Consider the following 11,294-nt stretch of genomic DNA (forward strand, 5'->3'; position numbering starts at 1 on the left):
CAGCCCCGGTGATCTCCCGTGCCCGCTGTGCGATCAGCTCCACCACCCGAACGCGCGAACTGCCCGACAGCAGGCTGCGAGTCCCACGGCGCTGCCTGCGGTTATCGATTTTGGAGCGGGGCCGCGCGTCGGGTAATGTTCTTTCTGCGCCGCCCGGGCAGGGAGGCGCGAGACACCGAGGAAGGCCCCACAGGGGTTGAACTCTGGTGGGGTATGGTGTAATTGGCAGCACGACTGATTCTGGTTCAGTTAGTCTAGGTTCGAGTCCTGGTACCCCAGCGCAGTACGCAGTACAGGTAGTGCAAGCAGTACAGGCCCCCGTTGTGTAGCGGCCTAGCACGCCGCCCTCTCAAGGCGGTAGCGCCGGTTCGAATCCGGTCGGGGGTACGCAATGCAAATTGCAAACTGAATAAGGTTGACGAGTATGCCCCCGTTGTGTAGCGGCCTAGCACGCTGCCCTCTCACGGCAGTAGCGCCGGTTCGAATCCGGTCGGGGGTACTCAGCACCAGTGATGGTGCGGGCCCCCGTTGTGTAGCGGCCTAGCACGCTGCCCTCTCACGGCAGTAGCGCCGGTTCGAATCCGGTCGGGGGTACTTTTGGGGTATGGTGTAATTGGCAGCACGAGTGATTCTGGTTCATTTAGTCTAGGTTCGAGTCCTGGTACCCCAGCCAAACAGCTCCGGGTGACCGGGGCTTTTTTGTTTTCCGGTGACCGTTGCCGTGCTGACCGTTTCCGTGTCGCTGCCGGCCGCCGGAGCGCCGTGGACGTTCGAAGGCCCGCCCCGATCGGGGCGGGCCTTCTCCGTGTCGTCGGCCGGGGGCGGCCCGCTCAGCCGCGGCGCAGCGCCTCGGTGAGGCGGTTGGCGGCCTCGATGATGGCCTGGGCGTGCAGGCGGCCCGGGTGGCGGGTGAGGCGCTCGATCGGGCCGGAGACCGAGACCGAGGCCACCACGCGGTTGGAGGGCCCGCGCACCGGCGCGGAGACGGACGCCACGCCCGGCTCGCGCTCGCCGATCGACTGGGCCCAGCCGCGGCGCCGTACGCCGCTCAGCGCGGTGGCGGTGAACCGGGCGCCCTGCAGGCCGCGGTGGAGGCGCTCGGGCTCCTCCCAGGCGAGCAGCACCTGGGCGGCCGAACCGGCCTTCATCGGCAGCGTGGAGCCGACCGGGACGGTGTCCCGCAGACCCGAGAGCCGCTCGGCGGCGGCCACGCAGATCCGCATCTCGCCCTGCCGGCGGTAGAGCTGGGCGCTCTCGCCGGTGACGTCGCGCAGGTGCGTGAGGACCGGACCGGCGGCGGCCAGCAGGCGGTCCTCGCCGGCCGCGGCGGAGAGTTCGGAGAGCCGGGGGCCGAGGATGAAGCGGCCCTGCATGTCCCTGGTGACCAGGCGGTGGTGTTCGAGTGCGACGGCGAGCCGGTGGGCCGTGGGCCGCGCCAGACCGGTGGCGGCGACCAGCCCCGCCAACGTGGCGGGGCCCGACTCCAGTGCGCTGAGCACCAGAGCGGCCTTGTCGAGAACGCCGACGCCGCTTGTGTTGTCCATGGCTCGATACTGCAGTCTCAGTACGCGAGACGCAAGTTCAATTCGGCGAGAAAAGCGCCACTCTGGATGCAGCAGCCCGGGAGACACCCAGGATGGACCCCTCACCAGGTGTCCACATCCTGGACACGATCCGGCGTGCAGGTCGCCCTGGGGCGAGCCTCACCAGGGTGGCTCGGGACACGACCTCGACGACACGAGAAGGCCGGCAATGCGGCCGGCTGGAGGGAAAGCGATGGGACGGACACTGGCGGAGAAGGTCTGGGACGACCACGTCGTCCGGCGCGCCGAGGGCGAGCCCGACCTGCTCTACATCGACCTGCACCTGCTGCACGAGGTCACCAGCCCGCAGGCCTTCGACGGGCTCCGGCTGGCCGGCCGCACGGTCCGCCGGACCGATCTGACGATCGCGACCGAGGACCACAACACCCCGACCCTCGACATCGACAAGCCCATCGCCGACCCGGTCTCCCGGGTCCAGCTGGAGACGCTGCGCCGCAACGCCGAGGAGTTCGGCGTCCGGATCCACTCGCTGGGCGACATCGAGCAGGGCGTGGTGCACGTGGTCGGCCCGCAGCTGGGCCTGACCCAGCCGGGCACCACCGTGGTCTGCGGCGACTCGCACACCTCCACCCACGGCGCGTTCGGCGCGCTGGCGTTCGGCATCGGCACCAGCCAGGTCGAGCACGTGCTGGCCACCCAGACGCTGCCGCTGGCCCCGTTCCGGACGATGGCGATCACGGTCGAGGGCGAGCTGCCCGAGGGCGTCACCGCCAAGGACCTGATCCTGGCCATCATCACGAAGATCGGCACCGGCGGCGGCCAGGGCTACGTCCTGGAGTACCGCGGTTCCGCGATCCGCAGCCTCTCCATGGAGGCCCGGATGACCGTCTGCAACATGTCGATCGAGGCGGGCGCCCGGGCCGGCATGATCGCCCCGGACCGGACCACCTTCGACTACCTGCAGGGGCGCCCGCACGCCCCCCAGGGCGAGGACTGGGACGCCGCGGTCGCGTACTGGGAGACCCTGGCCACCGACGAGGACGCGGTCTTCGACCACGAGATCTTCATCGACGCCGCCGAGCTCACCCCGTTCGTCACCTGGGGCACCAACCCCGGACAGGGCGCCCCGCTGGGCGCCGACGTGCCGGACCCGGCCTCCTTCGAGGACCCGCAGGAGCGGATCGCCGCCGAGAACGCGCTGAAGTACATGGGCCTGACGGCCGGTACGCCGCTGCGCGAGGTCAAGGTCGACGCGGTCTTCGTCGGCTCCTGCACCAACGGCCGGATCGAGGACCTGCGGGCCGCCGCGGCCATCGTCGAGGGCCGCACCATCGCCGAGGGCGTGCGGATGCTGGTCGTCCCCGGTTCGGTGCGGGTCGCGCTGCAGGCCGTCGAGGAGGGCCTGGACAAGGTCTTCACCGCCGCCGGCGCCGAATGGCGGCACGCGGGCTGCTCGATGTGCCTGGGCATGAACCCGGACCAGCTAGCCCCGGGGGAGCGCTGCGCCTCCACCTCGAACCGCAACTTCGAGGGCCGCCAGGGCAAGGGCGGCCGCACCCACCTGGTCTCGCCCCAGGTCGCCGCCGCGACCGCCCTGCTGGGCCGGCTGGCGGCCCCCGCCGATCTGTCGTCCAACGTCGCCGTGGAGGCCTGAGCAGCATGGAGAAGTTCACCACCCACACCGGCCGGGCCGTCCCGCTGCGCCGCAGCAACGTCGACACCGACCAGATCATCCCGGCGCACTGGCTGAAGAAGGTCACCCGGACCGGCTTCGAGGACGGGCTGTTCGAGGCCTGGCGCAAGGACGAGGACTTCGTCCTGAACCGGCCCGAGCGGGCGGGCGCCACCGTCCTGGTGGCCGGGCCCGAGTTCGGCACCGGCTCCTCCCGCGAGCACGCCGTCTGGGCCCTGCAGAACTACGGCTTCCAGACGGTCCTCTCCTCCCGCTTCGCCGACATCTTCCGCGGCAACTCGCTGAAGAACGGCCTGCTGACGGTGGTTCTCCCGCAGGAGACGGTGGAACGGCTGTGGGCGCTCACCGAGGCCGACCCGACCGCCGAGATCACGGTCGACCTCGAGGCCCGCGAGGTCCGCGCCGAGGGCGTCCGGGCCCCCTTCGAACTGGACGACAACGTCCGCTGGCGGCTGCTGAACGGCCTGGACGACATCAGCATCACGCTGCAGAACGAGGACGCGATCTCGGCCTTCGAGGCCACCCGCCCCGCCTTCAAGCCGCGCACCCTCCCGGCGGCCTGAGAACGCGCTTTCTGATGCTTCGCCGGTTGACCCGCTCCCCGTCGGGGGGGCGGGTCTTCGGCTGTTCGGGACGGGGAGTTCGGCCCGCTGCACCGGGCTGCATAAACCCCCGGGGCAGCGCAACTCCGTACAGATGGCACAATCGTTGCATGCACCGGTTCCCCGAACCTCCGTACCCGGGTGGCGAACCCGCGTCGCCGGAGGGGACGGACGGTGCAGCCGGCAGTCGAATTGACGACCGGACGGACCAACACACCTCACCTGCTGAGGAACCGGACGACTCGGAAGTCACGGCGCTCTACGCGCTTGTGGCCGAGCGGTTGAAGCAAGCACACGCTCGCGTTTCTGCGCTGAACGTGTCAACCGATGCAAAGACCGCTCTCACTCGTCAACTGCTGATCGTCACGGAGACCGCGAAGCGCGATCTCCCCGAGGCGGCGCGGCGGTTGAGTCGCTTTGTGCATGACCTCGACGAGGGGCGCCGGCCGCACCTGTGAGGTCGCCGACGCGCAAATCCATTGCGACACTAGGGTGATTCACGCGTTCGGTAATTGAAAGTCCGCAGATACATACCTAACGTGCGAAATGAACGGATGGATTCATCCGGCGCCCGTTTCCGAAGGGGAAGACGTGAACAAGGCTCAGCTTGTCGAAGCGGTGGCCGAGCAGCTGGGCGGTCGCAAGGCTGCCGCAGAGGCCGTCGACGCAGTGCTCGACACCATGGTGCGTGCCGTTGTGGCAGGAGACCGCGTGTCGGTCACCGGTTTCGGCACCTTCGAGAAGGTGGAGCGCTCGGCGCGCTTCGCCCGCAACCCGCAGACCGGCGAGCGCGTCAAGGTCAAGAAGACCTCCGTGCCGCGGTTCCGCCCGGGCCAGGGCTTCAAGGACCTGGTCTCCGGCAGCAAGAAGCTGCCGAAGGAGGGCCCCTCGGTGAAGAAGGCCCCCAAGGGCTCCCTCACCCCGGGCAAGGGCGGCACCACCGCTGCCGTGAAGCGCGCCGCCACCAAGCGCGCCGCTGCCGCTGCCGCCGCGCCGGCCGCCGCCGCGGCCAAGAAGACGGCCGCCCGCAAGGCGACCACCACCGCGAAGAAGGCGGCGGTCAAGAAGACCACCACCGCCCGCTCCGCGGCCTCCAAGACCACCGCGTCGAAGACCGCGGCGGCCAAGACCACCGCGGCCAAGACGACGGCGGCCAAGACCACCGCGGCGAAGACCACCGCGGCCAAGAAGGCCACCACCGCCAAGACCGCGGCGGCGAAGAAGACCACCACCGCGAAGAAGGCGACCGCGACGGCGAAGAAGACCGCGCCGGCCAAGAAGACCGCGACGCGCAAGACCACCGCGCGCAAGGCCACCGCCAAGTAAGGCCCTGGCGACCCCTCAGCCGACGGCCCCTCAGTACGCGGGGGAGCCCCGGCGGCGGGAGCGGCACGCGTGGCGCTGGTTTCACCGACGGCCGTGGCGGCCCGGACCCGGAAGCACCTCCGGGGCGGGGCCGCCGCGGCCGTTCGCCGTCCGGGGGTGGGCTGTTCGGGGGTGCGGAGGGGTGGGCTGTTCGGGGGTGCCGGGGGGTGGGCTGTTCGGGCGTGCGCCCCGCCGGGGCGGCGCGCGCCGGGTTGATGCCGGGTCAGTCCGTGGAGTCCGCCCGGCCGGGCCGCCGGCCCCCGGCGACCGGGAGCTCGTAGACGATCTCCCAGCGGGCGTCCGGGATCACCAGATCGGCGGTCTCCACCGCCCGGCCGTCGGTGTCCAGGTAGGTGCGCTCGACCAGGGTCACCAGGTCGCCGGCCGAGATGCCGAGCAGGTACGCCTGCTCCTGGGTGGCGCGGGCCGGGCGGGGGCGCTCCACCACGTGGTCGACCACGACGCCGATCGAGGCCATCCGCTCCACCACGCCGCGCCCGGCCAGCGGACCGAGCTCCGGCAGCAGCACCGGGGTGCCGTCGGTGAGCGCCATCGGCTCCCAGCTCTCCGCGGTCTGCACCGGACGGCCCTCGGCCAGGAACTCGTAGCAGGTGCGGACGGTCGGCTCGCCCGGCGCGATGCCGAGGCGGGCGGCGATGTGCGCCGGGGCCGGGGTGCGGGCGTAGCTGTGGGCGTCCCAGCTGTCCTGCGGGCCGCGGCCGCCGGGATCGAGCCACGGCGCCGTGGGTCCGTGCGGCCGGCGGAGCCCCGAGCGGACCATCCGGCGGCGCTCGGTGGGCACCCGGACGTAGGTGCCGGACCCGGCCCGGCCCTCCAGCAGCCCCTCGGCGATCAGCAGTTCCTGCGCCCGCTGGAGCACGTTCGCGCCCACGTCGTAGCGCACCGCGAGCCGGGCGCGGGACGGCAGTCGCTCGCCGACCTGCCACTCGCCCCGGGTCACCCGGTGGCGCAGGTCCTCGGCGATCCGCAGGTACGGGGGCTCCTGTGAGGGCATCCGGCACTCCCGGCGGCAGGCGCGGCCCCTGCCGCGTTCGGCAGGGTGGGTGACTCAGCGTTGACAAGCTAATGCATCAGGTGGAATCTAATGCCTTAGATTTACTTTGCGTGACCGATCAGTGACCGACTGCATGCATGGAGAGGCGTCGCGTGCGGAGCACCTGGGCGTTTGACCTCGCCGGACGTCTCGCAGGCCGGATCGCGGCCGCCACCGGGACCAGGGCCAGGGTCCGCCGGAGACCGGAGGGTGGCGGCTACCGGGTGGAGGCGGTGCTCCCCGAAGGCCTCGGCGACGTGCCCCACCTGCTGCTTCTCTCGGTGCTGGCCGAGGCGGACCGCTACGGCCACCGCTACTGCGGGGAGGTGGACCTGGTCTGGGCCGAGGTCGACGACCGGGCGGGCCGCGGGGCGGCCGACGGGAGCGGCTGAGCGGAGGCGGGGGCCGTGCACCGGCGCCGGGCTCGGACTCAGGACTCCGCGCCCGGGTCGGGGAAGGTCTGCAGGGTCAGGAAGACCACCCGGCGCGCGTCGCCGGCGCCCTCGGTGCGGATCCGCACCCGTTGGCCGGGGCGGAGCAGCCGCAGGCCGCCGGCGTCGAAGGCCGCGGCGTCGAAGGGCACCGGGGTGCCGTCGTCGAGCAGCACGGAGCCCGTCCGGGTCGCCGGATCGAAGGTGAACGAGGTGGCCTGCATGCCAGCAGCATAGCGAGCGGGCGGCGCCCGGCCAGCGGTCCGTCCGGGGCGCGGACCGGGCCGGCGGGGCCTGGGGCCGGGCGGGGTCGGCGAGTTCGGGGCGGCTGCGGGCGGCCGCGGGCGGCAGGCGGTTGCCCGGGAGCCGCGGACCGGTCCGGCGCGGGTCCGCCGATCCTCCGGTCGGTGTCCGGTACTTCGCGACGGACCGGCGGGTGGGGGCCGGGTCCGCTGCGCCCTAGCCCAGGCCGGCCGCGGCCTCGGCGGTGTGGCGGCCGACGCCCAGGGCGAGTGCCTCGGCCAGGTCGCTGCCGGTGTCCACGTCCCGGCGTACGGACGGGACGCCGGGGAGCGGGAGTTCGCGGGCGCCGAGGGCGGCGTGGCGGTGGCGGGAGCCGGGGCCGAAGGCGGGCCGCAGCCGGTGGCCCGGGGGGCAGGCGAGCAGGGTGGTGCCGGTGCCGGGGGTGTCGGCGAGGAAGGCGCGGTGGCCGACGGGTGCGGCGGCGAGCACCAGGGCGAGTTCGGCCGGCCGCAGGGCGGGCAGGTCGGCGGAGAGGGTGGCGACGGGGGCGTGCGGCGCGAACAGGCGCGCACGCGCGACGCCGTGCGCCAGCGCCGGGTTGAGTCCGCCGAGCCGGCCAGCGGGCTCGTCGTCGACCACCAGCGCGCCCAGTGCGCGGACCGGTCCGGCCACCGCCGGGTCGCCGGTGACCACCAGGACCCGGGCGACGGACGGGCAGGCGAGCGCGGCGGTGACGGTGTCCAGGGCGAAGGCCAGCGCGAGTTCGGCCCGGCGCGCCCCCGCGTACGGTGCGAGCCTGCTCTTGGCCACCTCCAGGGGTTTGACCGGCAGTACCAGGGACCAGTGCGGTACGGCAGGGGCCCCCGCACCGGGCCCGGGCGGGGAGGGTGCGGGCGTGAGCGGCCCGGCGGGGCGTACGGTGTCCTCGGTCATCGGCGCCATTGTGGCGCCGCGTCCCGGGGCCTGGCCAGCGCCGCCGTCCTCGCCGACGTGCGGTTGCTCACGTGCCCGCGGCTGTCGGGCAGGTCCGCTCGACAGCCGGTCCGCCCGCGGGTGAGACTGGTCCGCGCCGAGAGGCGCAGGTCAGCCCCCACCCGTTCACGGCAGTGCCGCAGCGGCATCGCTCGGTGGCAGTGCCGCAGCGGCGGTGCGGGGTGCGGGACGGGGCCGGTGACCCGGGCCGGTGCAGGCCTGGGGTGACATGGGACGTGCGGCACCTGGGTGCCGCACCGGATGAGGAGGAGCTGGGGTGGCCCGCCGCTCGTACGCCAGGTTCGGCAACGCCGACTACGGCATCTGGTACCGCTTCGCGGCCGTGCTGGTGAAGCCGGTGACCACCGCCCTGGTGAAGCCGCAATGGCGCGGATGGGAGCACCTCCCGAAGGAGGGCGGCTTCATCGCCGCGGTCAACCACAACTCGGTGATCGACCCGGTGGTCTACGCGCACTGGCAGTACAACAGCGGGCGGCCGCCGCGGATACTCGGCAAGTCCCAGCTGTTCTCGGTGCCGTTCATCGGCTTCATGCTGCGTAAGACCGGCCAGATCCCGGTGTTCCGCGAGTCCACCGACGCCGCCGAGGCGTTCCGGGCCGCGATCGACGCGATCGAGCGGGGCCAGTGCGTCCAGTTCTACCCGGAGGGCACCCTCACCCGGGACCCCGAGCTGTGGCCGATGACCGGCAAGAGCGGCGCCGCCCGGGTCGCGCTGATGACCGGCGCGCCGGTGATCCCGGTCGCGCACTGGGGCGCGCACGAGATCGTGCCGCCGTACGGCCGGGGCGGGAAGAGCAAGTTCAACCTCTTCCCCCGGCACCAGGTGACGGTCGCGGCGGGCCCGCCGGTGGACCTCAGCCGCTACCAGGGCAAGGAACTCACCGCCCAGGTGCTGCGCGAGGCCACCGAGGACATCATGACGGCCATCACCGAGGTGCTGGCCGGCATCCGCGGCGAGCAGCCGCCGGCCGTCCGGTACGACATGCGCCGGGCCGCCCGGGAGCGGGCCGCCGCGGCCGAGGGCAAGGGCGACCGGGCGGCGGCCAAGGAGACCGGTACCGAGGAGCAGGCCCAGTGACCCGTTGTGCGGTGTTCGGGAACGGGTCCTGGGGGACCGCCTTCGCGATGATCCTGGCCGACGCGGGCTGCGAGGTCTCGCTGTGGGGCCGCCGCAAGGAGCTGGCCGACGCGATCAACCAGACCCGGGTCAACCCGGACTACCTGCCGGGCGTGGTGCTGCCCGACTCGGTGCGGGCCACCGCGGACCCCGCCGAGGCGCTGGCCGGTGCGGACTTCGCGGTCCTGGTGGTGCCCTCGCAGACGCTGCGCGAGAACCTGGCCGCCTGGGCGCCGCTGCTCGGCCCCCGGACGGTCCTGGTCAGCCTGATGAAGGGCATCGAACTGGGCACCGCCAAGCGGATGACCGAGGTGCTGCAGGAGGTCGCCGGGGTCGGCCCGGAGCGGGTCGCGGTGGTCAGCGGCCCCAACCTGGCCCGGGAGATCGCCAACCGCCAGCCCGCCGCGACGGTGGTGGCCTGCTCCGACGAGTCGGTCGCCAAGCGGCTCCAGACGGCCTGTCACACGCCGTACTTCCGCCCGTACACCAACACCGACGTGATCGGCTGCGAGCTCGGCGGGGCGGTCAAGAACGTGATCGGCCTGGCCGTCGGCATGGCGGACGGCATGGGCCTGGGCGACAACACCAAGGCCACCCTGATCACCCGCGGCCTGGCCGAGACCACCCGGCTGGGGGTGGCGCTCGGCGCCGACCCGCTCACCTTCGCGGGCCTGGCCGGGATGGGCGACCTGGTGGCCACCTGCTCCTCGCCGCTGTCGCGCAACCACACCTTCGGCACCAACCTGGGCCGCGGGATGACGCTGGCCGAGGCGACCGCCGCCACCAGCCAGACCGCCGAGGGCGTCAAGTCCTGCGAGTCGGTGCTGGACCTGGCCCGGCGCAGCGGTGTCGACATGCCGATCGTCGAGGCGGTGGTCGACGTGGTGCACAACGGCCGGCCCACCCACGAGGTGCTGAAGGGCCTGATGGCGCGTTCGGCGAAGCCGGAGCGCCGGTGACGGGAACCCGGAACATCCGCACGGTAGTCTCAAAAGCGATATGAGCATCGAAAAGACCTCCCCGGACCTCGCGGCCAAGCCGCGCGTCGCGATCGTCTTCGGCGGCCGCAGCTCCGAGCACCCCATCTCGGTCGTCACGGCCGGCAGCGTGCTCCGGGCGATCGACCGGAGCAAGTACGAGGTGCTGCCGATCGGCATCACCCATGAGGGCCGCTGGGCGCTGGTCGGCGACGAGCCGGACCGGATGGCCATCAGCGACGGCAGGCTGCCCGACGTCGACCAGGTCGCCGAGTCCACCGACGGCCAGGTCGCGCTGCCGGGCAGCCCGGCCAGCCGCGAGGTGGTCTGGAGCGAGCCCGGTGCCGCGCCGAAGGTGCTCGGCGAGGTGGACGTGGTGCTGCCGCTGCTGCACGGTCCGTGGGGCGAGGACGGCACCATCCAGGGCCTGCTGGAGCTCTCCGGGGTGCCGTACGTCGGCTCCGGTGTGCTCGCCAGCGCGGCCGGCATGGACAAGGAGTACACCAAGCGGATCCTCGCCTCGCACGGCATCGGCGTGGGTGACTGGACCGTGGTGCGTCCGCGCGAGTGGGAGAGCGAGCCGGGCCGGGCCGCCGCCCGGGAGCGGATCGCCGCGCTCGGCCTGCCGCTGTTCGTGAAGCCGTGCCGGGCCGGTTCCAGCATGGGCATCACCAAGGTCAAGGACCTGGCCCAGCTGGACGCCGCGATCGAGGAGGCCCGCCGCCACGACCCGAAGATCATCGTGGAGGCCGGGGTGACCGGCCGCGAGATCGAGTGCGCGGTGCTGGAGTTCGAGGACGGCCCGCGGGCCAGCGTGCCGGCCGAGATCATGGTCGGCGGGGACTTCGAGTTCTACGACTTCGAGGCCAAGTACATCGACTCCTCCGAGGTCGAGATCCCGGCCCGGCTCGATGACGCGCAGACCGCCGAGATCCGCCGCCAGGCCGTGGCCGCGTTCGAGGCGCTCGGCTGCGAGGGGCTGGCCCGGGTGGACTTCTTCCTGCTGGAGGACGGCAGCTGGATGGTCAACGAGATCAACACCATGCCCGGCTTCACCCCGATCTCGGCCTACCCGAAGATGTGGGAGGCCAGCGGGGTGCCGTACCCGGAGCTGATCGACCGGCTGCTGCAGGCCGCGCTGCGGCGCTCCACCGGACTGCGCTAGCCCGTACGACGGCGGCCGGGCACCCTCCCCGCGGGGACGGAAGGCTTTGCCACCTACCAATCAAGCGCGGGATCGTTTTCACTCCACTGGGATGATCCCTTTATTGGAAG

12 protein-coding genes and 5 tRNA genes are annotated in these 11,294 nt (G+C 72.5%); 13 read left to right on the top strand and 4 right to left on the bottom strand.

Translation table 11 applies throughout. From position 1 onward, the window contains the following. The first annotated feature begins 207 nt into the window (after positions 1-207). The 5 genes from AB0D08_RS38745 (at position 208) to AB0D08_RS38765 (ending at position 673) form a co-directional block, all read left to right on the top strand. Positions 208-279 (top strand) — tRNA-Gln (locus AB0D08_RS38745). Positions 280-314: 35 nt separating this feature from the next. Further along, positions 315-387 (top strand) — tRNA-Glu (locus AB0D08_RS38750). A 39-nt stretch (positions 388-426) separates the two neighbouring features. After that, positions 427-499, top strand: a tRNA-Glu gene (locus AB0D08_RS38755). 22 nt (positions 500-521) lie between these two features. Then, a tRNA-Glu gene (locus AB0D08_RS38760) sits at positions 522-594 on the top strand. 4 nt (positions 595-598) lie between these two features. Continuing rightward, positions 599-673, top strand: a tRNA-Gln gene (locus AB0D08_RS38765). A gap of 157 nt (positions 674-830) precedes the next feature. Here the strand turns inward: AB0D08_RS38765 and AB0D08_RS38770 are convergent. Next, positions 831-1,544, bottom strand: coding sequence for an IclR family transcriptional regulator (locus tag AB0D08_RS38770; RefSeq protein WP_033823066.1), 714 nt, complete (start codon positions 1,542-1,544; stop codon positions 831-833). A gap of 232 nt (positions 1,545-1,776) precedes the next feature. On the opposite strand from AB0D08_RS38770, the gene leuC reads away from it, so the two are divergent. The 4 genes from leuC to AB0D08_RS38790 all read left to right on the top strand — a co-directional run bounded on the left by leuC (position 1,777) and on the right by AB0D08_RS38790 (position 5,165). Further along, positions 1,777-3,198: a 3-isopropylmalate dehydratase large subunit gene (gene leuC, locus AB0D08_RS38775; RefSeq protein WP_033823067.1), complete on the top strand. Its 1,422-nt coding sequence runs from the start codon at positions 1,777-1,779 to the stop codon at positions 3,196-3,198. 5 nt (positions 3,199-3,203) lie between these two features. Continuing rightward, positions 3,204-3,800: a 3-isopropylmalate dehydratase small subunit gene (gene leuD / locus AB0D08_RS38780; RefSeq protein WP_033823068.1), complete on the top strand. Its 597-nt coding sequence runs from the start codon at positions 3,204-3,206 to the stop codon at positions 3,798-3,800. Positions 3,801-4,108: 308 nt separating this feature from the next. Then, the gene (locus AB0D08_RS38785; RefSeq protein ID WP_082526880.1) at positions 4,109-4,297 is read left to right on the top strand and encodes a hypothetical protein; all 189 of its coding nucleotides are present in this window, start codon (positions 4,109-4,111) and stop codon (positions 4,295-4,297) included. 133 nt (positions 4,298-4,430) lie between these two features. After that, on the top strand, positions 4,431-5,165 hold the full coding sequence (locus tag AB0D08_RS38790) for an HU family DNA-binding protein (RefSeq protein WP_033823069.1): 735 nt from the start codon (positions 4,431-4,433) through the stop codon (positions 5,163-5,165). Between the two features lie 262 nt (positions 5,166-5,427). Here AB0D08_RS38790 and AB0D08_RS38795 read toward each other — a convergent pair whose 3' ends face one another. Continuing rightward, positions 5,428-6,219 (bottom strand): GntR family transcriptional regulator, encoded by a 792-nt coding sequence (locus AB0D08_RS38795; protein WP_051813561.1) that lies wholly within the window; start codon positions 6,217-6,219, stop codon positions 5,428-5,430. Between the two features lie 152 nt (positions 6,220-6,371). Here AB0D08_RS38795 and AB0D08_RS38800 point away from each other — a divergent pair, with 152 nt between their 5' ends. After that, complete coding sequence (locus AB0D08_RS38800) at positions 6,372-6,650, top strand: hypothetical protein (protein WP_051813563.1); 279 nt, start codon at positions 6,372-6,374, stop codon at positions 6,648-6,650. Between the two features lie 38 nt (positions 6,651-6,688). Here AB0D08_RS38800 and AB0D08_RS38805 read toward each other — a convergent pair whose 3' ends face one another. Beyond that, positions 6,689-6,913, bottom strand: coding sequence for a hypothetical protein (locus AB0D08_RS38805; RefSeq protein ID WP_033823070.1), 225 nt, complete (start codon positions 6,911-6,913; stop codon positions 6,689-6,691). Between the two features lie 235 nt (positions 6,914-7,148). Continuing rightward, positions 7,149-7,865, bottom strand: a complete 717-nt coding sequence (cofC, locus tag AB0D08_RS38810; protein WP_359895060.1) for a 2-phospho-L-lactate guanylyltransferase — start codon at positions 7,863-7,865, stop codon at positions 7,149-7,151. A gap of 316 nt (positions 7,866-8,181) precedes the next feature. Between cofC and AB0D08_RS38815 the strand changes: the two genes are divergently transcribed. The 3 genes from AB0D08_RS38815 to AB0D08_RS38825 are packed head-to-tail and all read left to right on the top strand — an operon-like array spanning position 8,182 to position 11,184. Then, on the top strand, positions 8,182-9,003 hold the full coding sequence (locus AB0D08_RS38815; protein WP_051813565.1) for a lysophospholipid acyltransferase family protein: 822 nt from the start codon (positions 8,182-8,184) through the stop codon (positions 9,001-9,003). Continuing rightward, positions 9,000-10,001, top strand: coding sequence for an NAD(P)H-dependent glycerol-3-phosphate dehydrogenase (locus tag AB0D08_RS38820; protein ID WP_033823071.1), 1,002 nt, complete (start codon positions 9,000-9,002; stop codon positions 9,999-10,001). The genes AB0D08_RS38815 and AB0D08_RS38820 overlap by 4 nt, the downstream gene beginning before the upstream one ends. A 40-nt stretch (positions 10,002-10,041) precedes the next feature. Continuing rightward, positions 10,042-11,184: a D-alanine--D-alanine ligase family protein gene (locus AB0D08_RS38825; protein ID WP_051813567.1), complete on the top strand. Its 1,143-nt coding sequence runs from the start codon at positions 10,042-10,044 to the stop codon at positions 11,182-11,184. Positions 11,185-11,294: the final 110 nt, after the last annotated feature.

It is taken from the genome of Kitasatospora sp. NPDC048540 (genome assembly GCF_040651175.1).
Lineage (GTDB): Bacteria > Actinomycetota > Actinomycetes > Streptomycetales > Streptomycetaceae > Kitasatospora.